Below are 24,031 nucleotides of genomic sequence, written 5' to 3'. Positions count from 1 at the left end.
GTAGCCGTGCGCCGCCGAGCCGTGACGCGGGGATGCGGACCGGTTGCGCCGACGTACCGCCTGCCCGCGTCATGAGCGGCCGGGGAGTACCGTTGGCCACATGACACCGATCGATGAGGCCGCGCGTCCGACGGGGACCGGGCCGTCCGGACCACCCGCCGCCGACGACCCCCAGCCAGGGGCCGGTACGCACGACGGGTTCTTCGAACATTTTCCAGAGGCCGTCGCCGCCGGCGCCCGTGACGACGGGACGATCGTGCCGTCCGGAGGTCCGGCCGTCGGATTCCGGGTCGTGCTGTATTCAGCCTTGGCCATCGGAGCAGTCGCCGGATTGTCGCTCATCGCAGCCTGGGTCCTCCAAGCCGTCCTGACCGGCTCCTACATCCGCTCGGGCCGCGACTACTTCGGCTCCGGTCTCGAGGCCGCGGCGGCACGAGAGTTGTTGTCCATCCCCGTCGGCGGATTCGTGGCCGTGTTGCTGGTCTGCCTCGCCGGGATGTGCATCGGTGCCTGGGGGATCCAGCGGAGCCGGAAGGCATAACGGCCAAGCCCTGCGGCGACATCGCGCCGTCGTGCATCTTGGCACTCGCCTTGACCGAGTGCCAGTCACCTCATAGAGTCTGTATTAGCACTCGAACCCATCGGGTGCTAATAGCCTGAGGTACTTGCCAGCTGGCACCGCGACGACGGTTGGTACACCCCAACGGCCCCGTAACCATTGGTAACTCACGCAAAGGAGAGATCCGCATGTCGGTCTCCATTAAGCCTCTCGAGGATCGCATCGTTGTTCAGCCGCTCGAGGCCGAGCAGACCACGGCTTCCGGCCTGGTCATCCCGGACACCGCCAAGGAGAAGCCCCAGGAGGGCAAGGTCGTGGCAGTGGGCCCGGGTCGCGTTGACGACAACGGCAACCGCGTTCCCGTCGATGTCGCCGAGGGCGACGTCGTCATCTACTCGAAGTACGGCGGCACCGAGGTCAAGGTCGGCGGCGAGGAGTACCTGGTGCTCTCGGCCCGCGACGTCCTGGCCATCGTCGTCAAGTAGTTCCCCAGTGTGAAGCCCCGGCCGCAAAGGTCGGGGCTTCATGCGGTTACCAAGGAGTAGCAGCATGGCTAAACAGCTTTCATTCAACGACGACGCCCGCAAGGCGCTCGAGGCCGGCATCAACAAGCTGGCCGACACCGTCAAGGTCACCCTCGGCCCGCGCGGCCGCAACGTGGTCCTGGACAAGAAGTGGGGCGCCCCCACGATCACCAACGACGGCGTGACGATCGCCCGCGAGATCGAGCTCGACGACGCCTACGAGAACCTCGGCGCCCAGCTCGCCAAGGAGGTCGCCACCAAGACCAACGACGTCGCCGGCGACGGAACCACCACCGCCACCGTGCTCGCCCAGGCTCTGGTCAAGGAAGGTCTGCGCAACGTTGCGGCCGGCGCAGCCCCCGGTGAGATCAAGCGCGGCATCGAGGCCTCCGTCGAGGCCGTCGCCGCCCGCCTGGCCGAGAACGCCCGCCCCGTCGAGGGCCAGGACGTCGCCAACGTAGCGGCCATCTCCGCCCAGAACGACGAGATCGGCGAACTGCTCGCCAAGGCGTTCGGCACCGTCGGCGCCGAAGGCGTCATCACGATCGAGGAATCGAACACCACCTCGACCGAGCTGACCATCACTGAGGGCATGCAGTTCGACAAGGGCTACCTGTCCCCGCACTTCGTCACCGACGCCGAGCGCCAGGAAGCCGTCCTCGAGGACGCCCTCATCCTGGTCAACTCCGGCAAGATCTCCTCCGTGCAGGACTTCCTGCCGCTGCTGGAGAAGGTCCTGCAGGCGAACAAGCCGCTGTTCATCATCGCCGAGGACGTCGACGGCGAAGCGCTTTCGACCCTGGTCGTGAACAAGCTGCGCGGCACGCTGAACGTCGTGGCCGTCAAGGCCCCGGGCTTCGGCGACCGCCGCAAGGCCATGATGCAGGACATCGCGATCCTCACCGGTGCCCAGGTCGTGTCCCCGGACCTCGGCCTGAAGCTGGACCAGGTCGGCACCGAGGTCCTCGGCTCCGCCCGCCGCATCACGGTCACCAAGGACAACACCACGATCGTGGACGGCGCCGGCGAGGCCTCCGACGTCGACGACCGCGTGGCACAGCTCAAGGCCGAGATCGAGCGCACAGATTCTGACTGGGACAAGGAGAAGCTCCAGGAACGCCTGGCCAAGCTCTCCGGCGGTGTCGGCGTGATCCGCGTCGGCGCGGCCACCGAGGTCGAGCTCAAGGAACGCAAGCACCGCATCGAGGACGCCGTGTCCGCGACGCGTGCCGCGATCCAGGAAGGCATCGTCGCCGGCGGCGGCACCGCCCTGGTCGACGCGCTCTCCGTGCTCGACACCGACCCGGCAGTGACCTCGCTCGAGGGCGACGCGGCTTCGGCCGTGGGCATCGTGCGCCGCGCACTGGTCCAGCCGCTGCGCTGGATCGCCCAGAATGCCGGCTTCGACGGCTACGTCGTGGCCAACCGCGTGTCCGAGTCCGCCGTGAACTCCGGCTTCAACGCCAAGTCCGGCGAGTACGAGGACCTGCTGGCTGCCGGTGTCATCGACCCGGTCAAGGTCACCCGCTCGGCACTGCGCAACGCCGCTTCCATCGCCGCCCTGGTGCTCACCACCGAGACCCTGGTCGCCGAGAAGCCGGAAGACGACGAGAACGACGGCCACAACCACTAGGCCCGAGGACGACGCCGGAACCCTCCTCCCGCACCCCGGTGCGGAGGGAGGGTTCCTCCGTTAAGTGGTGTCCGGATAGCATCTGCTGCATGGCCGGGCAGGAGAAACCTCTCGAGGGCGGGAACGTTGCAGCGGGCGTGGTGCGTGTGGGGGAGACCGTCCGCAAGCCCGCGACCGCCGCGACGCCGGCGGTCGGATCCCTGCTGCGCCACCTCGAAACCGCCGGCTTCACGGGGGCTCCGCGCTTCCATGGCCTGGACGGGAGCGGTCGGCAGATCCTCGACTACGTTCACGGCCCACTGGCCGACACGTTGCCGCCAATGTCCCAGGACGACCTCGCCCGGGTCGGCCGGCTGATCCGGGACCTGCACGACGCGACGTCGACCTTTCCCGCGCCCGACGACGCGGTGTGGTCCGTCGAGATCGCGCCGGACCGGGACGACCTGATCTGCCACCACGACCCGGCCCCCTGGAACCTGGTGTGCGGGGACGGGACGTGGGTCTTCATCGACTGGGACGGCGCCGGGCCCGGCTCCCGGAACTCATCGAACGGCACGTCCGCGGCATGTACGGGCCGCTCCTGGACGGCCACCACACGGGACGCCAACCCTGGGCACGGTTGTACGAGGAGGGCCACGCCGACCACTGGCTAGCCGCGGCGGGCTGGACTGGCCGTTCGTCGAGGACGACGCCCCCTTGGAATCGCCAGCACAGCGGTGGGGCGTGGAGACGAATGATCCGCACATCCTGCTGTGTGGATCCGGCGCCCGGCGTGGCGGAGCCGTCAGCGGCCTGGCCGGGCACAACGCGGCCATGGCCGTCTTGGAAATGACGGCCGGTGCCGAACAGTAACGGTCCGGTAACGCCAACCTGCTAAAATCGTTGGCCTTGGGCCGCGCACCGCCCACGGGGGACCACCACACCAGCCACAGGAAGGCGGCACGCCATGGCCGAGCCACGCCGCGCTCCGCTGCGCCCCGCCCGCGGCAGCAACCCAGGCACCGACCCGGGCGGCGAACCGGTGAAACGAACTGGAACCCCTTCCCGACAGGAGCCGGTCAAACCGCACTACCGCCCGGAAGTCCAGGGGTTGCGGGCCTTCGCCGTGCTCATGGTCGTCACCTACCACGTCTGGCTCGGACGGGTTTCCGGCGGCGTGGACGTCTTCCTGCTCATCTCCGCCTTCCTGCTGACCTCGTCCTTTGCCTACAAGGTGTCCTCGGGCAGGCCCATCGGATTGCTCCGCCACTGGCTCCACCGGTTCAAGTCGCTGTTGCCCGCCGCCGTCGTCGTGCTCCTGGCGGTGCTGGCCGCCACGGCGGCCTTCCTGCCGCGCACCCGCTGGGGCGAGGTCTTCGAGCAGACCTGGTCGACCCTGTTCTACGTCCAGAACTGGACGCTGGCCCGCGAATCCGTGGACTACTACGCGGAAAACCACGGTGCCGCCAGTCCGCTGCAGCACTTCTGGTCGCTCTCGGTCCAGGGCCAGGTCTTCATCCTCTGGCCCCTGGTCATCGCCGCCGCAGCCCTGGCCTGGAGGGGACTGCGCCGCCGCCGGCCCGACCTCGGATTCGGCACGGTCCTGGCCGTGGCCTTCGGCGCCGTCTTCATCGGCTCCCTGGCCTACTCCGTGTTCATCACGACGACCAGCCAGTCCTGGGCGTACTTCGACACCGGTGCGCGGCTCTGGGAGTTCGCCCTCGGATCGCTGTTGGCCGTGCTCATCCCGCGGGCGGGCCGGCTGCCGACCCTCGTGCGGGTCGGGATGGGATGGGCCGGGCTGGTCGCGATGCTCTCGTGTGGGATCCTGCTGCAGGTCCAGAACCAGTTCCCCGGCTACATCGCCTTGTGGCCCACGTTGGCTGCCGCAGCCATCATCATCGCCGGCAGGACGGGCCACCGGCTGGGCGCGGACCGGCTGCTCGCCGCGAAACCGCTGACCCGGCTGGGCGACATCTCCTATGCGCTCTACCTGTGGCACTGGCCCCTGCTGGTGCTGTACCTGGCCGTGAACGACCTGGAGAAGCCCGGCTTCGTCGCCGGCCTGGGCGTCATCGGGGTATCTCTGCTGCTCGCCTGGGCGACCACCAAGGCCGTCGAGACGCCCTTCCACGCCTGGGCCTGGCCGACGTTGCGCCGACGCCGCCTCGGGCTGGTCGTCGGCCTGCTGATCGGCATCGTCGCCATGCCGTTGAGCGGCTGGCAGGCCCGTGTCGCCGCCTACGAAACGAGCGCGGTGGCGCAGTCCCCCGAGGACAACCCCGGTGCCGCTGCCCTGGAACCCGGCTTTGAAGCCAGCGGTGACCCGGACGCCGTCGTGCTTCCCCTGGCCAGCCAACTGCCCAACGAATGGGCCAACTACGGGAGCGAATGCACCGGCGGCTATGAACTGACCGACCCGGCGATGGAGTACTGCCAGATGGGCGGGAACCCGGCGACGGCGGAGAAGACCATCATCGTGCTGGGCGATTCGCACGCCCAGCACTGGACCTCGGCCCTGGACAAGGTCGCCCAGCGCAACAACTGGGCCTGGGTGCTCATCACCCGTCCCGCCTGCCGCTTCGGGGCCGAAAGCCCCGAGCGCGACGCCGACTGCAACGCATTCAACGCGGCCGCGAGCGACTATGTCCTCGGGCACGACGCCGATGCCGTCCTCACGCTCGGAACGCTGACCGCGTTCTACGCCGGCACCGACGAGGGCACCCCGGCCGACGAGGAGGAGATCGTGCCCGGCTACGAGGAGGGGATCCGCCCCTTCCTCGAGCAGGGCAAGCAGGTCGTGGCCATGCGCGACACTCCCCGCTTCACCTTCAGCGTCCCCGAATGCGTCGACCTGCACGGGGTGGACTCCGACCAATGCCAGGCGCCGGTGGACGAGCTGGTCGCCAGCGACTCGCCCCTGCAAGCCCTGCGCGCCGAGGACATTGACAGCGGCCTGCCCGGCCGGCTGTCCTTCCTGGACATGACCGACCAGCTCTGCCCCGGGGGGACCTGCCGCCCGGTCGTGGGCAACGTCCTGGTCTACATGGACGAATCGCACCTGACCAAGACCTACGCGCGCACCACGGCCGACGCATTCGAGCGCAAATTCACGGCCGCACTGGGCTGGTAGCGCCGCCGGTAGCGAGCGGCAGGGGAGCCGGTCGGAGCCGTGCCACCGGCAGAACAGCCGGACCGGCCGGCGTTGCGTTGCACACACTGTGAGATGTGGGGCATACCGGTGGTGCCTTCAAGGTCCTAGGATGTAAGCAATCCTCTGACGGCTCGCGAAAGGTTCCCCGTGTCCGAGTTCAATCCCTTTGCCCTTGAAGGCCTCACCTACGACGACGTGCTGTTGCTGCCCGGCCCGACGGACGTGATTCCTTCCGAAGCGGATACCTCCACACGGCTGACCAAGCGGATCAACATCAACATCCCGCTGCTCTCCGCCGCCATGGATACCGTCACCGAGGCACCGATGGCGATCTCGCTGGCCCGCCAAGGCGGCATCGGCATCATCCACCGCAACCTCTCCATCGACGAGCAGGCCCGCCAGGTGGACCAGGTCAAGCGCAGCGAATCCGGCATGATCACCGACCCGGTGACCATCAGCCCCGACGCGACCCTGCAGGACCTCGACGACCTCTGCGGCCACTACCGGGTTTCCGGCCTGCCGGTCGTCGATTCCGACAAGAAGCTGCTGGGCATCATCACCAACCGCGACACCCGGTTCATCCCGCGCGAACAGTTCATGACCACGCGGGTGTACGAGGCCATGACGGCCATGCCGCTGATCACCGCCCGCGTCGGGGTGCCCCGCCAGGAGGTCATCGATCTGCTGAGCAAGCACCGGATCGAAAAGCTCCCCCTCGTCGACGAGGCGGGCGTCCTGCAGGGTCTGATCACCGTGAAGGACTTCGACAAGGCCGAGCAGTACCCGATGGCCACCAAGGACGACGAGGGCCGGCTGCGCGTCGGAGCCGCGGTCGGCTTCTTCGGTGAAGGCTACGACCGGGCGATGGCACTGGTCGACGCCGGGGTCGACGTCCTCGTGGTGGACACCGCCAACGGCCACAGCCAGGGCGTGCTGGACATGATCGCCCGGCTGAAGAAGGACCCGGCCGCCGCCCACGTCGACGTCATCGGCGGCCAGGCAGCCACCCGCGAAGGCGCCCAGGCGATCATCGACGCCGGAGCCGACGCCATCAAGGTCGGCGTCGGACCGGGCTCCATCTGCACCACCCGCATCGTCGCCGGCGTCGGCGTCCCGCAGATCACCGCCATCTACGAATCGGCCAAGGCCGCCATCCCCGCCGGCGTCCCGCTGATCGCCGACGGCGGCCTGCAGCACTCGGGCGACATCGGCAAGGCGCTGGTCGCCGGTGCCGACTCCGTCATGCTCGGTTCCCTGCTCGCCGGCACCGCCGAATCCCCGGGCGACCTGGTCTTCATGAACGGCAAGCAGTTCAAGGCCTACCGCGGCATGGGCTCGCTAGGGGCCATGCAGACCCGCGGCAAGAACACCTCCTACTCCAAGGACCGCTACTTCCAGGCCGACGTCCCCTCCGACGAAAAGCTGATCCCCGAGGGCATCGAGGGCCAGGTGCCATACCGCGGACCGGTCTCCGCCGTCGCGCACCAGCTGGTCGGCGGGCTGCACCAGACCATGTTCTACGTCGGCGGACGCACCATCCCGGACCTGAAGGAACGCGGGAAGTTCGTGCGCATCACCGCCGCGGGCCTGAAGGAATCGCACCCGCACGACATCATGATGACCGTCGAGGCACCGAACTACCGGTCGCGGTAGCACCCGTGGCCCCCTCGCCCGTCCAGCTGAAGAAGCTCGCCCGCGCCCGCATGGAGCGCACCGGCGAAAGCTACACGACGGCACGCAAGGCCATCCTCGATGGCCGGCCCGAACGTCCCTCGGCACGCCCGGCCCCGGCCGGGAAGACGGGACCGAACGGGAAACAGGGGAGCGGGGGCGGCCCCCGTGCCGCGACCGCTCCGGCCCCAGCGGAGACCGGCGACCTGCCCGAATACCCCGCGCCGGAAGACGTCGTCCAATACGACGCCGCACTCTGGCACCGTGTCCTCACCCAGGCCGGCGTGCTCCACCCGCTGACCGGCAGGCCGCTCAGCGAGGCCCTGCTGGCCGGACTGGCCGGCGGCATCGGATTCATGGTCTTCGTCTTCGAATACGAGCAGACCACCACCGCCACGGTGATCACCCGGGCCCACCCCGAGCCCTACACGGAGAACCTGCTGGCCCGCTGCGGCGCCGTGGTGCTCGAGCAAAAGACCGGCAGCGCCCGGCTGGCCGCCCAATACCTGGACGCCGGGCTGGACGAGGGCCGCGCCGTCGTCGTGCGCGTCAGCCGTTCGGCCCTGCCCTGGGTCGAAGGCGGCATCGCCGATGCCGACGAACCCGTGGACGTGGCCGTGCTCGGCGAGCACGAGGACAGCTCCCTGCTCGTCGACGACGGTTCCGGCGGGCTGCAGCTCATCGACCCGGCGGACCTGGCCGCCGCCCGCGCCCAGCGCAAGGCCGGCAAGAACTGGCAGGCGTGGATCCCCGAGGCCACCGGACCCGACGCCGACACCCTGGCCGCCCGCATCCTGGAAGCCATCTGCCAGACCACCGGACGGCTGCTGGGCACCCGCGAACTGGACGGCATCCCTGCCCACTTCGCCAAGAACTTCGGCGTGGCCGGACTGCGCACCTGGGCCGGACGGCTGCTGGACACCACGACGGCGACGGGCTGGACCCGCCTCTTCACCGAGCCCGGGCGACTCGCCCACGGACTCGAGATGACGGCCCTGTTCCTCACGGATGGCCGTTATGGCGGCCCCGGGGGCCTGCGCGGCCTCTACGCCGACTTCCTGGACGAGGCAGCCGGCCTCCCGGGCCTGGAAGCACTGGGGGAGTGCTCGGCTGCCTACCGCGACCTCGCCGCTTCCTGGGACGAGCTGGCCGAGTACATCGACCCCGATGTCGACCCGGAAGCCCGCGCCGGGCACTTCGCCGGGATCGCCCACCGCGCCACCCGCATCGCCGATGCCGAGGAAGGCGCGGCACGCCGGCTGGCCCGGACCGTGGAGGGGCTGGAAAAGTCCTCGTCACCGCGGGGATAGATTTTGCCCCGCCGTGCGTTGTACCCAGTAGGCTTATCCAAACGAACCTATTGAGGAGACCAGATATGGCACCCGGGGGCAATCCGATGTTCCAGTCCAAGGCGTTCCGCGAGCAGATGCGGCCCGCCGGCGACTCCAACACCCAGCGGACCGCGGAGCCGATGAGCGCGCAGTCCCTGCAAGACCTCTACAACGCCCCGTCCGCCGGCCCGGCGCAGACCGGACGGCTGACCTACAACGACGTGGTGTCCAAGACCGTGCTGATGTTCGGCGCGCTGGTCATCACAGCCGTGATCGGCTGGCAGATCCCGGCCCTGATGCTTCCGGGCGTGCTCATCGGCCTCGTGCTCGGGTTGGTCAACAGCTTCAAGCGCGAACCCTCGCCGGTGCTCATCATGCTCTACGCCGCGGCCGAGGGCGTGTTCCTCGGCGGCATCTCCCGGATCATCGACGACATGTACCCGGGTGCTGCGATCCAGGCGGTCATCGCCACGTTCTCCGTCTTCGCGGTGACCCTGGCCCTGTACCGTTCGGGCAAGTACCGCGCGACCCCGAAGATGACGAAGATGTTCTTCATCGCCATGGGTGCCTACCTGGTCTTCAGCCTGGTCAACCTGGGCCTGATGCTCTTCGGCGTCACCGAGGGCATGTTCGGGCTGCGCTCGGGCTGGCTGGGCCTGGCCATCGGCGCCCTCGCCGTGCTGCTGGCCACCTACTCGCTGGTTCTGGACTTCACCCAGATCCAGCGCGGCGTCGAACAGGGTGCCCCCGCCAAGTTCGCCTGGACCGCGGCATTCGGCCTGACCGTGACGATGGTGTGGCTCTACGTGGAGATCCTGCGCATTATCGCGATTCTGCGAGAGAATTAGCAGCATCACCACCCAGGACGACGGCGGCGCCCGCTCCGGGCGCCGCCGTCGTCATGTATTGAACCCCGCCTCCGCCACGGCGTTACCGTGGGGGGAGTCCAGAGCAGGAAGGGAACAGCGCATGAGTGCCACCACGGCCGCACCCACGGGCCGGCAGTTCACGATCCGCTTCGGCGGCGGCGAAGCCGTGATCACCGAAGTCGCCGCCGGTCTGCGCAGCTACCGGCGCGACGGTATCGACCTGGCCCAGTCCTTCGCCGTGGACGAGCCGCGGCCGCTGGGCTCCGGCATGGTGTTCGCGCCGTGGGGAAACCGGATTCGCGATGGCCGCTGGGACCTGGACGGCGAGACCCAGCAACTGGACATCACCGAGGTTCCCCGGAACAACGCCATCCACGGCCTGCTGCGCAACACGGGCTACCGGCTTGCATCCTCCGGCGATTCGGCCGTGTGCCTGGCCGCGGACATCTTCCCGCAGCACGGCTTCCCGTTCCGCATGGTCCACACCGTCACCTACGCCCTCGACGCCGACGGCGGGCTCTCGGTGACGCAGGATCTGGCCAACCACAGCGAACGGTCCGCCCCCGCCGCCCTCGGCGCCCACCCGTACCTGCGGCTGGGCGAGGTGCCGATCGCGGACCTGGTCCTGACGGTTAACGCCGACACGCAACTGGTCACCGATGACCGCATGATCCCCGTCTCCGCCGTCCCGGTATCCGCAGAGCACGACTTCCGCACCGGTCGACGGGTTGGCGACGTGCGCGTCGACGTCGGGCTCACCGGCCTGGAACTGCACGACGACGGCGTCCACCGGCACCGCTTGGACGCCCCCGACGGGCGCGGAGTCGGGATCTGGGCCGACGCGGCCTTCGGCTACGTCCAGGTCTTCGTCACCGAAAAGTACACCGGCCAGCCACTGGCCGTGGCCATCGAGCCGATGACCGCCCCGGCGAACGCCTTCAACTCGGGCGACGGGCTGTCCTGGCTGGCGCCGAACGAGCACCTGATCGGCCGCTGGGGCATCGAGTCGTGGCTTTAGCGAGCGGGCCCGCGCGACGCGACGTCACCGGGGACATCCCCTACGGCGTACGGATCGCCGCGGCGTGGAGCTGGCGCATCGCCATCATCGTCGGCTGCACAGGCCTGCTGCTGTGGCTGCTGAGCTACGTCTCCCTGTTGGTCATCCCGCTGATGATCGCCGCCTTGCTGGCCGGGTTGCTGCGGCCCGTGGTCGTGCTGCTGCGGCGCTGGCAGCTGCCCAACGGGCTGGCCACCGGCCTGACGATGCTGGCGTTCCTGGCCGTCATCCTCGGGCTGCTCCTCCTGGTCGGACGGACCATGGCGCGCGGCATGATGAGCCTCTGGCAGCAGGCGCTGACCGGCATCTCCCAGGTCCAGCACTGGCTCTCCACCGGACCCCTGCACCTGACCAACCAGGACGTCGACCGCTACGTCGACGGCGTCCTGACGCAGCTGCAGTCCAACAGCGACACCATACTCAGCGGCGCCGTGTCCTGGGGCAGCACGCTCGGGCACTTCGCCGCCGGCCTGCTGCTGGCGCTCTTCTCGCTGGTCTTCTTCCTGCTCGAGGGCGAACGCATCTGGGCCTTCGTGGTCCGCCTGATGCCGCGCCGGGCCCGCGCCGCCACCGACGGGGCAGGACGCAGAGGCTGGGTCAGCCTGGTGAACTACGTCCGCGTCCAGCTCTTCGTGGCCTTCATCGACGCCGTCGGCATCGGGGTCGGCGCCGCCATCCTCGGGGTCCCGCTGGCGTTCCCGTTGGCCGGCCTGGTCTTCCTCGGCTCGTTCATCCCCGTCATCGGCGCCCTGGTCACCGGTGCGCTGGCCGTCCTGCTGGCCCTGGTCGCCAACGGCTGGGTCAACGCGTTGATCATGCTCGCTGTCGTCCTGCTGGTCCAGCAGGCGGAGTCCCACATCCTGCAGCCGCTGGTCATGGGCCGGGCGGTGAGCCTGCACCCGCTGGCCGTCGTCCTGGCCGTCGCCGGCGGCTCGCTCATCGCCGGCATCGCCGGGGCACTGTTCGCCGTGCCCGTGATGGCCGTGCTGAACACCATGGTCCGCTACATTTCGGCGCGCGGTTGGGAGACCCCCGACGCTGCCGCCACCGATGGCGACCCACCGCCCGGCCTCGCTACCGCGCTCACGGCCCCGGCAGACCTCGACGGCGAAACCGACGCCGTTCCGCCGACCCGCCCCCACCCCGGAGAGCCACCCCTGTGACCTCGACACTTCACGAAAGCGCCACCATGCAGCAGCCCCTGGAAACCACAGCCCGCGCCACACTGCCCGTCAGCCTGTCCGACGTCGAAGCGGCCGCCGAGCTGCTCGAAGGCGTCATCGCCCACACCCCCGTGGAACACTCGCGGGCGCTGGGCGTGCTCACCGGCAGCGACGTGTACCTCAAATGCGAGAACCTGCAGCGTGCCGGTTCTTTCAAGGTCCGCGGCGCCTACGTGCGCATGGCCCGCCTGACCGAGGAGGAGAAGGCCCGCGGGGTCGTCGCCGCCTCCGCCGGCAACCACGCCCAGGGCGTGGCCGTGGCCGCGGACCGCCTCGGCATCAAGGCGCGGATCTACATGCCGCTGGGCGTCGCCCTGCCCAAGCTGACCGCCACCAAGGACCACGGCGCCGAGGTCGTCCTGCACGGACACAACGTCGACGAGGCCCTCGCCGAGGCCCAGCGCTACGCCGACTCGACCGGCGCCGTGTTCGTGCACCCGTTCGACAACGCCGACATCATCGCCGGCCAGGGCACCATCGGCCTGGAACTGCTGGACCAGCTGCCCGACGTCGACACCGTGCTCATGGGCGTCGGCGGCGGCGGCCTGCTCGCCGGCGTCGCCACCGCGGTGAAGGCCAAGGCGGCCGAGCAGGGCCGCGAGATCCGCGTGATCGGCGTCCAGGCCGAAAACGCGGCAGCCTACCCGCCCTCGCTGGCCGCGGACGCCCTGGTCCCGTTGGAGAAGGTCTCCACCATCGCCGACGGCATCGCCGTGGGCCGGCCCGGCCAGCTGCCGTTCCAGATCATCCGCGAACTCGTCGACGACGTCGTCACGGTCAGCGAGGACGCCCTGGCGCGGGCGCTGGTGTTCCTGCTCGAGCGCTCCAAGCTCGTCGTCGAACCCGCCGGCGCCGTCGGCGTCGCGGCCCTGCTGGAGGGGAAGCTGGCCGAGCTGGGCATCGATTCGAAGCGCACCGCCGTCGTGCTGTCGGGCGGCAACATCGACCCGCTGCTCATGCTCAAGGTCATCCAGCGCGGCCTCGCGGTCGCCGGACGCTACCTGACCGTGCGGATGATGCTCGATGACCGGGCCGGCGAACTGGCCACCATCTCCCGGGTCATCGCCGAATCCGACGCCAACGTCACCGGCGTCGACCACACCCGCATCGGCGGCTCCCTGTCCATGGGCGACGTGGCCATCACCATCGACATGGAGACCAAGGGGCACCTGCACTCGGAGCAGGTGCTGGACAACCTGCGGGCCGAGGGCTTCCAGCCGGTCATCATCACCACCTGAGCCCTGGCTCCGGGGGAGAGGAGGGCGCCATGTGCGCCGGACCCGACGAATTCCGCCACAGCGCGCGTTCCATAGCCAACCGGCAAACCAAGGCCAAGGCCCTGGCCCGGTTCCTCTGGGACCGCCACCTCGGGTCCGAGGAGCTCGACGCGTACAGCCCGGCGGAGCTGCGGGCCATCGCGAGGGCCGCCGGGGTCAGCCCGCCATCGACGATGGACACGTGGCGCGCCGCAGCCGAACTGCTGGCCGCCCAGGACGCCTGGCTGTCCGCGAACCCAGCCCACCAGGCCGGAGCCCGGAACCACGTGGACGACGCCTGGAAATGGGAACCCGGGTTCAAATCCTGAGCACCGGCCACTGGCGACCCCGGGTTGGCCCGCTGGGGCACGAGACCAGTGACGGCACCGATTCAGTCCGCGGGGACCTGGACCAGACGTACGCGGTCCCGCGCAGGCACCGGTGCCGGCGGTTAACCGCCGACGGGCCGCTCCTCCGAGGAGGAGCGGCCCGCTATGGCAGGTACCGGATCTAGCCCGTGTAGGGCTTGGCGGCGTGGATCTCCACGTCGATCGACTTGCCGTTCGGTGCGGTGTAGCTGAGCTTGTCGCCGACCTTCTTGCCGTGCACGGCGGCACCGATCGGGGACTTCTCGCTGTAGACCTCCAGGCCCGAATCTCCGGCGACCTCGCGGCTGCCGAACAGGAACGTGGTCTTGTCCCCGGCGATGGTGGCCTCGACCAGCATGCCGGGCTCGACGACCCCGTCGTCGGCCGGCGCGTCGCCGACTTCGGCCTTCTGCAGGAAGTCCTTGAGGTAAGTGATGCGCGCCTCGGCCTTGCCCTGCTCCTCCTTGGCCGCGTGGTATCCGCCGTTCTCCTTCAGGTCGCCCTCGGAGCGGGCCTGTTCGATGCGGTCGACGATCTCGGCGCGCCCGGGACCCTGCAGGTGCTCGAGTTCAGCGGACAAGCGGTCGTAGGCCTCCTGGGTGAGCCAGAGAGCCGGTTCATGGTTGGTGGTCACGTACTTCTCCTCGTAGTCAGAGTGGCCGGTCGGATGACCGGCCACTGAACTGCAGTGAATGCCCCGCCGGCGGCGATGCAAGCAAAGACCCCGCCGTGCGTGGTGAAGAACCGCGGTCCGTCACCAGGTCAAGGCGGGGTGGATCGTATTAGACCCATTTTACCCATTGCCCGGCCAAACCCCAAGTGGTGGCGGCCCTGGCGGGTCATATCTGGCGTCAGCGCACCACCCAGCAGGTGGTCACGCCACCGGTCACACCCAGTGATTCGGTCCGCAGGTCAAAGTCCTGAACGATCCGTTCCCGGCCGGTGCCCGGCGACGTCCCGAAAGTCACAGTCTTCCAGCCGACCACGGCGTAGGACTCGTTCATGACCTGCAGGTTGCAGGAGAGGACGTCCTGGCGCTTCTTCTCGACCTGGATGGTCACATTGGCAGTGGTGTCGGAGGTGATGTCGAAGGCCACGTCCTTGCTCGAGAACGGCTTGACGTTCCACCACGTCATGAGCCCGGCAATGGCCACGGCCAGGACCAATGCGACGGCGATCACGGTTTTTCTGCGCCGACCGGTCATGCGGCGCTTGGGTGTGCCATAGCGATTGGCTACGCTGGAGGGTGGCGCATGCTCCGGTGACGGAGGCGGCGTCGGCTGCTGGGTGTTCATCCCCTCCAGTCTAGGTCTTTTCTCAGCACGGCATGTGGCCGTCGTAGTCGTACCAGCATCAAGGAGCAGGTCATCGTGGAAGAAGCCCGGGTCGTTCCCATCCCGCCGTCGGAGGGATTCCGGCTCCTGGCGGTGCATGCCCATCCGGACGACGAATCCAGCAAGGGCGCGGCCACGATGGCGGCCTACGCCGCAGCCGGCGCGCGCGTGATGGTGGCCTCCTGCACCGGCGGGGAGCGCGGGGATATCCTCAACGCCGCCGCAGGCGAACTGGCCCATGCCCACCGTGATCTGGCAGGACTGCGCCGCAAGGAAATGGCCGAGGCCGCAGCGGCGCTGGGCATCGAGCACCGCTGGATCGGGTTCGTCGATTCCGGGCTGCCCGAAGGTGATCCGCTGCCGCCCCTGCCGCATGCCTCCTTCGCCACGCAGCCCGTCGAGCGGGCCGCGGCGCCGCTGGTGAAGCTGATCCGGGAGTTCCGTCCCCACGCGGTCACCACGTACGACGAGAACGGCGGCTACCCCCACCCCGACCACATCATGGCCCACAAGGCCACCGTCGAAGCCGTCGAAGCCGCCGCCGATCCGAAGCACTACCCCGAGCTGGGAGAGCCCTGGCAGGTCCCCAAGCTGTACTACGACCGCGCCTTCAGCCCCGACCGCTTCCGCACCCTGCACTACGCCATGGAGGAGAACGGGATCGAATCGCCGTACGCGGAACGGATCAAGGCACTCGAGGAACACCCCGACGAGGAGATGTTCCGCTGGGTCAAGCACCACGAGACCACGACGCAGATCGCTTGCGCCGACTACTTCGAGGCCCGCGACCGGGCGTTGCTGGCGCACCGCACGCAGATCGACCCGGACGGCTTCTTCTTCGCCGTCCCGACGGCGATCTTCCAGAAATACTGGCCGTGGGAGGACTTCGTGCTGGTCTCCTCCCAGGTCGAGACGCAGACCCCGGAGACCGACCTCTTCGCCGGGCTGCGCTAGGCCCTTCGTCGTTCTGGCCGCAGGTAGACTGGATGGGCCGGTCAGCGCCGGTACCCGTCAAGAAAGAGCGTGTTCGTGAACCTGTTGTCCTCCCTGGTGGTCTCCGCCAGCTCCGCCCCGGCCGTCCCGACCGGCGACGCCGCCCGCGAGATCGGCCCGGGGTTCGCCGGCTTCGTCGCCACCGCAGCGGTGGTCATCGTGGTGATCTTCCTCATCCGTGACATGACCCGGCGTATCCGCCGTGTCCGCTACGCCGGAACAGCCGAGGAACGCCAGGCCGAACTGGTCGAACGCGGGCGCGAGCGCCACGCCGCAAGCGAAGGGTTCCCGCCGGCCGGCAACCCCGGACCGGACGGCGCGACGGACGCTGGGAACACCCGTCCGGGGAACGACGAGGCACCCGAAGGCACCGGGCGGGGCCAGGGAAGCTAGCCGCCTTTCCCCGCCGGGTCAGAACGACAGCCGGCCCTGGGTGCCCCCCGGCATTGCACGTGAGGGCCGCATTGGCCGGCGTTTGACGGCGTCGGCCTCGCTGCCCCTTCGGCTGGAGCGATTCCGGGGAGCGCCCTGGAAAGAGCTGCCATTCGGCTGTGCCCGACCCCCACGGAACAACCTCGCCTGCCCCTGCCCCCAGGGGCGGGGCTACCGGCGGATCAGCGAGAGCCGGAAGGTCTCCGGCCCTTCCTCCACGTACGCCACCTCGAACTGACCCGCAGCCCGCTGCTCCAGCTGGGCCAGCAGCGGCAGGGGATTGTGGTTGGCGATCAGCAGGATCCCCCGCCCCGGGGCCAAGCCGGCCAGGGCACCGAAGATGGTGGCGTGCCGGATCGCATGCGGGATGACGCGCGTGTCCAGCTCGGCCAGGCCTTCTTCATCATGGCCGCCACACGCGCACCCTCCGCCGGCCGGGGCAGCGGCGCCCGCCGGATCCCCAGCGCCACCTGCCTGGCCCGCGGGATGGCCGGCCGCGGGGGCAAGCGCCGCCAGAAGACGGTCCATGTCTACCGACGGTGTCGACGCCAGGACCGGTAGGACCTCTGCCTTCGCCACCTCCAGCGCGGTGATGGCCGCCTGCGCGGCGGCTGCGGCACGCGCCTCGGTCGGCTGGTGGGCGAGCTGGCCCGAGGTGGTACCGGCCGCGGTCGTGACGTGGTCGAAGAACCGCGCCAGCAGGGCCGTCTGCGCAGCATTTCCGGCCGATGCCAAGGCGTGGACCAGGAGGTCCAGGCCGCGGACCACGCTCGAGTCCAGCGTGCCCTGAAGCGCAGCGGCATCCCGGGTCTGGGCTGCGACCTTGGCCGCCCATTCCGTCAACAGCGAGCTGGTGGTTTCTAGCGCGGCGGCCGATTCGCGCGATGAGGCCAAGGTGAGGTTCTCCACGGTGTTCTCCTGGGGTGACTGGGGGCCAATGGTGCCCCGGCTCGAACTTTACTACAATAAATCCCGTGGTAAATAGAGAGTCCAAACAGTTCGCGGAGCCCGCTGACCGGGGCCCGCAACCGGTGCAGACCGGCGAACCCCAGGCCATGTCGCGGGCGCGACGGGATCTGCTGACGCGCGTGCGCGCCATGGATGAACCCGCCTCCGTCGACGTCCTCTCCCGCAGGTGCGGGCAACACCCGAATACAGTGCGGGAGCACCTCGAGGCCCTCGTCACCTCCGGTCACCTTCAGCGCGTTCCCGCCGCAGCCCCGGCCGGACGGGGACGTCCTGCGCGGCTGTATCGGGCAGCCCAACAGCCGGTAGCGCCGGCGGCGGCCGCCATGCTGGCCACTGTCCTCGCCGCCCAGCTGGGTGGCCGCCCGGATGCGCGAGCCGAAGGCATCGCCGCCGGCCGGGCGTGGGCCAGCGGACTGCGCCACCGCGGGACCCCGCCCGCAGGGGGCGGGCAGGAACATGCGCCGGCGGCCGTTCGGACGCACATCGCCACGACCTTGACGGAGACCGGATTCACCGTCGAACCGGCAGCTGAAGACCCCACCGTGCTGCGCCTGACCCGCTGCCCGCTGCTGGAGGCAGCCCGTGAGCACCCCGATGTCGTGTGCTCGGTCCACTTGGGGCTGGTCCAAGGACTCCTGGACAACGCCGAAGACACCGAGACCAGTGCCCGGCTGCTTCCCTTCGCCGCCAGTGATGCCTGCCTGCTCCATCTCGGTGCAAGGCCACGCCCGTGAGCCCTGCCGTCGCCGACAACAGCGCGCGAACCACCCATGCAGGGCCGGCGGCGTCCCGGTCCGCACGACTGCTGAACCGAACAGGAGTCCGACTGCTGTTCCTGGTCCCCGGCGGGTTGGCACTGCTGACGGGGCTGAATGCCGCCCTGGTGCTGCTGGGCCTTCCCCACGTACCCGTCGGACGGAACCTGGCAGCCAGCCACGGCATGCTGATGGTGTTTGGATTCATCGGGACCGTCATCGCGTTGGAGCGTTCCGTAGCACTAGGCAGACTGGCAGGATTCGCCGCACCGGCGCTGCTGGGGCTGGGCGGCCTGGCCTTGGTCTCACCGCTACCGCAGCAGGTGGGCAAGGGCCTGCTCTTCTGCGGGTGCGTTGCGCTGGCGGGAGTCTACCTCCCGCTGTGGAAACGCCAACGCGAGGTCGCCGTCCTCATCCAGATCCTGGGGGCAGTGGCCGGAATCGCAGCCACCATGCTGTGGTTGCGCATTCCCGACACCGCACCCTTGATCCCCCTGCTGGCCGTCTTCGTCGTCCTGACGATCGCCGGTGAACGCCTGGAGCTGGCCCGCATCCACATCCATTCGCCAGTTGCCGAACCCCTGCTGACCGGCTTGTCGACATTGCTGCTCGCCTCCGGCGTAGGTGCGCTGCTCTGGCCGCGGCACGGCCTGGTGTTCTTCGGGGCGGTGCTCGGCGCCATCGTGGTGTGGCTTGCGGTGTACGACGTTGCCCGGCACACCATCCGTTCCACGGGCCTGCCACGGTATATCGCCGGGTGCCTGCTCGCTGGCTATGGCTGGCTCGCCGTTGCCGCGGTGATCTCCACGACGGCCGGTATCCAGGCGGAGGCGATCACCGGCAGCGCGTACGACGCCCTCACCCATGCTGTCTTCCTGGGGTTCACGATGTCCATGATCATGGCCCACGCCCCGGTGATCCTGCCGGCCGTGCTACGTCATCCGCTGCCATACCGCCCGATCCTGGTTCTTCCCGCGACGCTGTTGCACGCATCCCTGTGTCTGCGCATCTTCGTCGCCGATGTCCTGGACGATGGCCCGACCCGGCAATTCGCCGGGGTGGTGAACATCGCCGCCGTCGTGCTCTTCGCGGCGCTGGCGGCGGGACTGGCGGCCTCGGCCCGCCAACGCGCCGGCCGTGCGGCACCGGCCCCGGGAAACACCCTGCCCATCCTCCGGCCGCAGACGCAGGGGCCGGCGGCCCGGAAGGACAGAAGGACCCGATGAAAATCTTCACAACCCCGCAGGGCCCCCCACCCACGGGGCCGGATCCGGCGCGCTTTTCCCGCGCGGGCTGGCATCTGCGGGCGAACGCCGCCATGTTCTTCTGGTTGACCGCCCTGGCGTTCGTCGTGGTGGCCCACCGCTTCCTGCCCGTGTCGACCTGGTTGATGGTGCATCTGCTGCTGCTGGGGGCCATCGGCAACGCCATCATGGTGTGGAGTTCCCACTTCGCCGAGGCACTCCTGCGGGGGCCGAACCCGGGCCGCACCGCACTGGCCTGGCGGCTCGTCGGGCTCAACATCGGCGTGCTGGCCGTCGTGGCAGGCATGGTCGCCAACGTCTGGGCGATGGTGCTGCTGGGCAGCGTCCTGGTCGGATCCTCCTACGCATGGCACGGAGCCGCTCTGGCCCTCCGGGCGGCCCGGGCGCTCCCCTCCCGGTTTGGCGCCACCGTTCGCTACTACATGTGCGCATCGTGGTTGCTGCCCGTCGGCGCCGGCGTCGGGGCCATGCTGGCCCTCGGCTCCGCCGATGCGGCCAGACACCGCCTGCTCGTTGCGCACGCCGTGGTCAACATCCTCGGATTCGTCGGGATGACGGTGTTGGGAACACTCGCCACCCTGCTGCCGACGATGTTGCGCACCCGCGTGGCCGAGGGAGCGGAAACCGTGGTGCGGAACGGCTGGCTTCCGCTGCTCGGGGGAGTCGTCCTGGCCGGTGTCGGTGCGGGAGCGGGATCGATGGGGCTGGTCGGCGCCGGCCTGGTGGTCTACGCGGTGGGCATCGCCTATGCGGCATGGCCCTTGTGCCGTGCCATGGTCTCCAAGCCATCCACGGACTTCGCTCCGTTGTCCGCCGGTGCGGCGCTGCTCTGGTTGGCCGGCGTGGTCGCAACGCTGGCCGTCCTGGCTGGCCGTGGACCGTCGTGGGCACGCTTGTACGCGGACGTCCAGGGCATGGTCCCCGCGCTCGCAGCCGGATTCGCGGCCCAGGTGCTGTTGGGCGCCTTGAGCTATCTGGTTCCGGTGGTGGCGGGCGGTGGTCCGGCGACGTCCAAGGCACGTGGCGCCGTCCTGAACTCCGCCGCGGGGGCCCGGTTGGTGCTGTTCAACGCCGGACTCGGTGTGGCACTGCTCCCCGTGCCGAGCTGGATCAGGGTGGCGGCCTCATGCCTGGTCCTGGTGGCCTTCGTGTGGTTCCTGGTCCTGCTGGTCAAATCGCTGAGGGCTGCCCCGCCCGCAGATCCGGTGCCGGGTCCCGTGGCAGGCGCCGCTGGCCGGAAGCTGATGATGAGTGCGGTGGCCGGCGTTGCCGGTGTCGTCTTGGCGGTTGCCGTCGGCATCGCCGCCGACCCGGTGGCCGCAGGAGTGGACGGCGGGACCGGCGTCTCGGGGGAGGCCGTCACGCCATCGGGCCCGGTGGGGCATGCCGTGACGGGGCACACCACACGGGTGGCCATGTCGATGAAGGATATGCGCTTCACCCCGGAGACCATCCACGTTCCCGTGGGGGACCGGCTGGTGATCGAAGTGGCGAACGACGACGACCGCGTGCACGACCTGGTCACGTCCAGCGGGGCGGCCTCGGGACGCGTGGCCCCGGGCGAGCACGTGCTGGTCGACGTCGGGATCATCCACGCGGATGTCGACGGGTGGTGTTCGCTGGCTGGGCACCGGCAGATGGGGATGGTCTTCCACATCATCGCCGACGGCGTGGAACCAGCCGCTGGCTCCAGCAGCCGCAGCGGCCACGCAGCCATGGACGGCATGACGGCGGAACCCGTTACCGATGACGCGGCGGCCGGATTCGACCCGATGCGGGACCCGGGGAAGGGATTCACCGCCCGGGATGCCCGGCTTCCCGCTGCCGCGAAGGGCACGATGCACCGCCTCACCCTGACGGCCCGGGACGCCCTCCGGGATGTCGGGGCCGGGTATGCGCAGACGCTCTGGACGTACAACGGCAGCGCACCGGGGCCGACACTGCGTGGCAAGGTGGGCGATACCTTCGAGATCACCCTGCGCAACGAGGGAACCACAGGGCATTCGGTTGATTTCCACGCGGGGTCGCTGGCACCAGACCGGCCGATGCGCACCATCGACCCGGGCCAGGCGCTGGTCTACACGTTCACGGCCACCCGCGCCGGCGCCTGGTTGTACCACTGCTCCACCATGCCCATGTCCTTGCACCTTGCCAATGGGATGTTCGGTGCAGTCATCATCGACCCGCCGGACCTCGCCGCCGTGGACCGGGAATTCATCCTTCTCCAGAGCGAGCTGTACCTGGGGGCACCCGGCGGGACCGCCAGCCAAGCGAAGATCATGGCCGAACGGCCCGACGGGGTGGCCTTCAACGGCTACGCGTCGCAGTACGCCTTTGCACCCCTCCGCGCCAAGGCAGGGGAGCGCGTCCGCTTCTGGGTGGTGGCAGCCGGCCCGAACCGCGGCTCGGCCTTCCACGTCATCGGCGGTCAATTCGATACCACGTACAAGGAGGGCCGCTACCTGCTGGACGGGTCGGATCCTGCGGCCGGTTCGCAGACACTCGACATCGGGGTGGCGCAGGGCGGGTTCGCCGAACTGCAGTTCGACCAGCCGGGGAAGTACCCTTTCGTTTCGCATTCCATGGCCGATGCCGAACGCGGTGCCCGGGGCGTCATCGAGGTGACCCGCTAGCGGGCGCAGAAGACGCCCTGCCGAGCACCTGAACCGGTGGCCGGAAAACCTACTGGACGGCGAGCACTGCAATCAGGATCGCGATGTAGTGGCAGGTGAACCCGGCGAGAGTGAACGCGTGGAAGAGTTCGTGGAACCCGAACCACTCTGCGTGGATGTTCGGCCGCTTGAGTGCGTAGATGATGGCGCCGGCGATGTAGAACGCCCCGCCCACGCAGATCAGGACGGCCGCCGGGACGCTGGCGGCGAAGAAGTCGCCCATGAACACCAGGCAGGCCAGGCCCAGGGCAACATAGGCCGGCGTATACAGCCACCGCGGCGCATCCGTCCAGAACAGCCGGAACGCGACGCCGAAGACCGCGCCGATCCAGACCAGCCACAGCAGGAACGCCGCCTTCTCCTCGGGGAGCAGGGCCCACGCCAAGGGCGTATAGGAACCGGCGATCACCAGCATGATGTTCGTGTGGTCCAGCCGCTTGAGGACGCGCTTGGCCTTCGGCGACCAGTTCCCGCGATGGTAGACCGCCGAGATGGTGAACAACAGCAATCCGGTGAAGGCATAGACCGCCGACGCGATCTTGCCGGCAGGGCCCGGGGCCAGGACCACCAGCACGATGCCCGCCGCCAGGGCCAGGGGCGCGGTACCCGCGTGGATCCAGCCGCGCAGATGCGGTTTGACCTCCTCGAGCGGGGTAGGCGGCGGCTGCTTCATGTCCCGATCCTATCGGAGGGTGCGCCCCGCCGACCGGACCGGTTGATGCCCCCAAGGCGTGCCGACAGGCAGGTCGCACCGACCACCCGGTAACCTAGAGGCGCGGCAACCGTGCAGAGTTGATCCGTGCTGGCCGAATGACTGGAAGGGGACAACGTGCGGTTGCCCGAGGTCCTCTATCGCCTCTACGGCAAGGTGCTCAAGAAGGACATCCCCGCCGAGAAGCTGCCCGGTCACATCGGCATGGTCGTGGACGGGAACCGCCGCTGGGCCAAGCTCGCCGGGGCGCCGACGGCGCACGGGCACCAGGCCGGTGCCGACAACATCGTCGAGTTCCTGGGCTGGTGCAAGGAACTGGATATCCGCACGGTCACCCTGTACATGCTCTCGACCGACAACATGAGCCGGTCCAACGACGAACTCGACGCGCTCATGGGCATCATCGCCAACATGCTGGACCGCCTGGCCGAACAGCGCGACCTGTGTATCCAGCCCATGGGGGCCTACGACGAACTTCCCGACTACCTTTCCGACAAGCTCCACGCGCTCGGCGAGTCGTCCAAGGACGCAGCCGGGCTCCACGTGAACATCGCCATCGGCTACGGTGGCCGCCGCGAGATCGTCGACGCCGTCAAGGAACTGCTGCTCGACGCCGATGCCGCCGGCCGGTCGGTGGCCGAGGTGGCCCGCGACCTGGAGATCGAGGACATCTCCCGCTTCCTGTACACCCGCGGCCAGCCCGATCCCGACCTGGTCATCCGCACCTCGGGGGAGCAACGCCTCTCCGGCTTCCTCACCTGGCAGAGCGCCTACAGCGAGTTCTACTTCTGCGAGGCCCTCTGGCCCGACTTCCGCAAGGTCGACTTCCTGCGGGCACTACGCGACTTCACCGACCGCCAACGCCGCTTCGGCAGCTAAGGGAGGCACCGGCGTCGTTCCCGTGCACCATTCACCGGGCCGACACCTGCCATTCGCCCCGTAGGCGGCGTGTCTTGGGGCCGCGGCCACCCTCCGGGTCTAGCTTGAAGACATTGGAGGGCACACCCGCCCGCCGATGCGGAAAGGCCACCGAACGTTGAGACATGCTGTCAACGCGGGAAGGTCGGTCCCGGCCTTGCGGCCCGACCGGATCCCCCGCAGAACGGTTACCTAGGGGCGCATGCCCCCGTTGGGAGTCATCGTGGCAGTAGAAACCCAGTCCAAGAACGTTGCGGCATCCGCGGTCTTCACCTCCGAAGCCGCCGTGGAGGCCCCGTCCGGGAGGGCCGGGCGACTGCCGGGTGGCACTGCAGGCGGGACCGTTCCGGATGCGGC

22 protein-coding genes and 1 pseudogene are annotated in these 24,031 nt (G+C 69.2%); 19 read left to right on the top strand and 4 right to left on the bottom strand.

Features of this window, described 5'->3' with window-relative positions:
* Positions 1–100: 100 nt before the first annotated feature.
* The 13 genes and pseudogenes from AB8M85_RS01195 to AB8M85_RS01135 all read left to right on the top strand — a co-directional run bounded on the left by AB8M85_RS01195 (position 101) and on the right by AB8M85_RS01135 (position 13,585).
* The gene (locus AB8M85_RS01195) at positions 101–541 is read left to right on the top strand and encodes a hypothetical protein (protein ID WP_372696950.1); all 441 of its coding nucleotides are present in this window, start codon (positions 101–103) and stop codon (positions 539–541) included.
* A 206-nt stretch (positions 542–747) separates the two neighbouring features.
* Positions 748–1,044 carry a co-chaperone GroES gene (gene groES / locus AB8M85_RS01190; RefSeq protein ID WP_343899959.1) on the top strand — a complete coding sequence of 99 codons (297 nt, stop codon included), beginning with the start codon at positions 748–750 and terminating at the stop codon, positions 1,042–1,044.
* Between the two features lie 64 nt (positions 1,045–1,108).
* Entirely contained in the window at positions 1,109–2,716 is a 1,608-nt protein-coding gene (groL, locus tag AB8M85_RS01185; protein ID WP_372696949.1) for a chaperonin GroEL, read from the top strand.
* Positions 2,717–2,805: 89 nt separating this feature from the next.
* Positions 2,806–3,369 (top strand): hypothetical protein, encoded by a 564-nt coding sequence (locus tag AB8M85_RS01180; RefSeq protein ID WP_372696948.1) that lies wholly within the window; start codon positions 2,806–2,808, stop codon positions 3,367–3,369.
* Positions 3,370–3,373: 4 nt separating this feature from the next.
* Positions 3,374–3,568: pseudogene (locus AB8M85_RS01175) on the top strand (NAD(P)/FAD-dependent oxidoreductase); the annotation flags it as partial.
* A gap of 94 nt (positions 3,569–3,662) precedes the next feature.
* Positions 3,663–5,828, top strand: a complete 2,166-nt coding sequence (locus AB8M85_RS01170) for an acyltransferase family protein (RefSeq protein WP_372696947.1) — start codon at positions 3,663–3,665, stop codon at positions 5,826–5,828.
* A gap of 168 nt (positions 5,829–5,996) precedes the next feature.
* The gene (guaB, locus tag AB8M85_RS01165) at positions 5,997–7,502 is read left to right on the top strand and encodes an IMP dehydrogenase (protein ID WP_372696946.1); all 1,506 of its coding nucleotides are present in this window, start codon (positions 5,997–5,999) and stop codon (positions 7,500–7,502) included.
* Positions 7,503–7,507: 5 nt separating this feature from the next.
* On the top strand, positions 7,508–8,830 hold the full coding sequence (locus AB8M85_RS01160) for a DUF4872 domain-containing protein (RefSeq protein ID WP_372696945.1): 1,323 nt from the start codon (positions 7,508–7,510) through the stop codon (positions 8,828–8,830).
* Between the two features lie 65 nt (positions 8,831–8,895).
* Positions 8,896–9,699: a Bax inhibitor-1/YccA family protein gene (locus AB8M85_RS01155; protein ID WP_372696944.1), complete on the top strand. Its 804-nt coding sequence runs from the start codon at positions 8,896–8,898 to the stop codon at positions 9,697–9,699.
* Between the two features lie 121 nt (positions 9,700–9,820).
* Positions 9,821–10,738, top strand: coding sequence for an aldose 1-epimerase family protein (locus AB8M85_RS01150; protein WP_372696943.1), 918 nt, complete (start codon positions 9,821–9,823; stop codon positions 10,736–10,738).
* Positions 10,729–11,940 carry an AI-2E family transporter gene (locus AB8M85_RS01145; RefSeq protein ID WP_372696942.1) on the top strand — a complete coding sequence of 404 codons (1,212 nt, stop codon included), beginning with the start codon at positions 10,729–10,731 and terminating at the stop codon, positions 11,938–11,940. Before AB8M85_RS01150 ends, AB8M85_RS01145 begins: the two co-directional genes overlap by 10 nt.
* A 26-nt stretch (positions 11,941–11,966) precedes the next feature.
* Complete coding sequence (gene ilvA / locus AB8M85_RS01140; RefSeq protein WP_372696941.1) at positions 11,967–13,238, top strand: threonine ammonia-lyase; 1,272 nt, start codon at positions 11,967–11,969, stop codon at positions 13,236–13,238.
* A gap of 29 nt (positions 13,239–13,267) precedes the next feature.
* A complete protein-coding gene (locus tag AB8M85_RS01135) occupies positions 13,268–13,585 on the top strand; it encodes a hypothetical protein (RefSeq protein ID WP_372696940.1) in 318 nt (105 codons plus the stop codon).
* Between the two features lie 181 nt (positions 13,586–13,766).
* Here the strand turns inward: AB8M85_RS01135 and greA are convergent, their stop codons facing one another.
* Together greA and AB8M85_RS01125 are read right to left on the bottom strand one after the other, a co-directional pair.
* Entirely contained in the window at positions 13,767–14,258 is a 492-nt protein-coding gene (gene greA, locus AB8M85_RS01130) for a transcription elongation factor GreA (RefSeq protein WP_372696939.1), read from the bottom strand.
* Positions 14,259–14,475: 217 nt separating this feature from the next.
* A complete protein-coding gene (locus AB8M85_RS01125; RefSeq protein WP_372696938.1) occupies positions 14,476–14,919 on the bottom strand; it encodes a DUF4307 domain-containing protein in 444 nt (147 codons plus the stop codon).
* A gap of 72 nt (positions 14,920–14,991) precedes the next feature.
* Between AB8M85_RS01125 and mca the strand changes: the two genes are divergently transcribed.
* Entirely contained in the window at positions 14,992–15,912 is a 921-nt protein-coding gene (gene mca, locus AB8M85_RS01120) for a mycothiol conjugate amidase Mca (protein WP_372697685.1), read from the top strand.
* Between the two features lie 69 nt (positions 15,913–15,981).
* On the top strand, positions 15,982–16,344 hold the full coding sequence (locus AB8M85_RS01115; RefSeq protein WP_372696937.1) for a hypothetical protein: 363 nt from the start codon (positions 15,982–15,984) through the stop codon (positions 16,342–16,344).
* Between the two features lie 210 nt (positions 16,345–16,554).
* On the opposite strand, the gene AB8M85_RS01110 is transcribed toward AB8M85_RS01115, so the two are convergent.
* Entirely contained in the window at positions 16,555–17,292 is a 738-nt protein-coding gene (locus AB8M85_RS01110) for a DUF2249 domain-containing protein (RefSeq protein ID WP_372696936.1), read from the bottom strand.
* 65 nt (positions 17,293–17,357) lie between these two features.
* Here AB8M85_RS01110 and AB8M85_RS01105 point away from each other — a divergent pair, with 65 nt between their 5' ends.
* Genes AB8M85_RS01105 through AB8M85_RS01095 form a run of 3 tightly spaced genes read left to right on the top strand, consistent with a single transcriptional unit; the run spans position 17,358 to position 22,005 of the window.
* Positions 17,358–18,086 carry a helix-turn-helix transcriptional regulator gene (locus AB8M85_RS01105; protein ID WP_372696935.1) on the top strand — a complete coding sequence of 243 codons (729 nt, stop codon included), beginning with the start codon at positions 17,358–17,360 and terminating at the stop codon, positions 18,084–18,086.
* The gene (locus tag AB8M85_RS01100) at positions 18,083–19,333 is read left to right on the top strand and encodes a hypothetical protein (RefSeq protein WP_372696934.1); all 1,251 of its coding nucleotides are present in this window, start codon (positions 18,083–18,085) and stop codon (positions 19,331–19,333) included. The genes AB8M85_RS01105 and AB8M85_RS01100 overlap by 4 nt, the downstream gene beginning before the upstream one ends.
* Positions 19,330–22,005, top strand: a complete 2,676-nt coding sequence (locus tag AB8M85_RS01095) for a multicopper oxidase domain-containing protein (RefSeq protein WP_372696933.1) — start codon at positions 19,330–19,332, stop codon at positions 22,003–22,005. The genes AB8M85_RS01100 and AB8M85_RS01095 overlap by 4 nt, the downstream gene beginning before the upstream one ends.
* A gap of 49 nt (positions 22,006–22,054) precedes the next feature.
* On the opposite strand, the gene AB8M85_RS01090 is transcribed toward AB8M85_RS01095, so the two are convergent.
* Positions 22,055–22,717 (bottom strand): hemolysin III family protein, encoded by a 663-nt coding sequence (locus AB8M85_RS01090; RefSeq protein ID WP_372696932.1) that lies wholly within the window; start codon positions 22,715–22,717, stop codon positions 22,055–22,057.
* A 156-nt stretch (positions 22,718–22,873) separates the two neighbouring features.
* On the opposite strand from AB8M85_RS01090, the gene AB8M85_RS01085 reads away from it, so the two are divergent.
* Positions 22,874–23,635, top strand: a complete 762-nt coding sequence (locus tag AB8M85_RS01085) for an isoprenyl transferase (protein WP_372696931.1) — start codon at positions 22,874–22,876, stop codon at positions 23,633–23,635.
* Positions 23,636–24,031: the final 396 nt, after the last annotated feature.

Source organism: Arthrobacter sp. JSM 101049 (genome assembly GCF_041679245.1).
In the GTDB taxonomy this organism is placed as follows: Bacteria; Actinomycetota; Actinomycetes; order Actinomycetales; family Micrococcaceae; genus Arthrobacter_H.
This window is presented reverse-complemented; position numbering and strand designations above follow the sequence as displayed.